Origin of the sequence: Psychroserpens mesophilus (assembly GCF_050617655.1) — a bacterium.
In the GTDB taxonomy this organism is placed as follows: Bacteria; Bacteroidota; Bacteroidia; order Flavobacteriales; family Flavobacteriaceae; genus Psychroserpens; species Psychroserpens mesophilus_A.
Genome location: NZ_JBODQC010000071.1, coordinates 1 through 364 on the forward strand (window position 1 = coordinate 1; position 364 = coordinate 364).

The window sequence follows — 364 nt, forward strand, 5'->3', positions numbered from 1 at the left end:
TTGCCCGAAAATATTCTCCAACCGGTTGAGCTGGGGGATCAGCTGCTCCTGCAGGTAGGCCCCCGCCGGTGTAAGCCGGACTTCCCTCCGGTTGCGAAGGAGCAATTGGGTCCCCAGGTGGTATTCGAGTTGCTGGATCTGCCGGCTGAGACCGGGCTGTGTAATGTCCAGGCGTTCCGCTGCCCGGTGAAAATTCAGCAGGTCTGCAACCGCCATAAAATACCGCAGGTGCCGCAACTCAATTTGATTACTCATAGGCATCAATTATTATAAAATTCGCATCAACAATTATCAAACCTAATGCGTATTTTTAATTTCCGCAACGAAAACCGCAACAATGAGCTTGAAGACACCATCCTTTGAC

1 protein-coding gene is annotated in these 364 nt (G+C 50.5%); it reads right to left on the reverse strand.

Annotation, left to right across the window (positions count from 1 at the left end; genetic code table 11):
- Positions 1-255, reverse strand: a 255-nt coding sequence (locus ACRHNM_RS16375) for a LysR family transcriptional regulator (RefSeq protein ID WP_431137703.1), incomplete at its 3' end; no start/stop codon positions are given.
- Between the last annotated feature and the right edge of the window lie 109 nt (positions 256-364).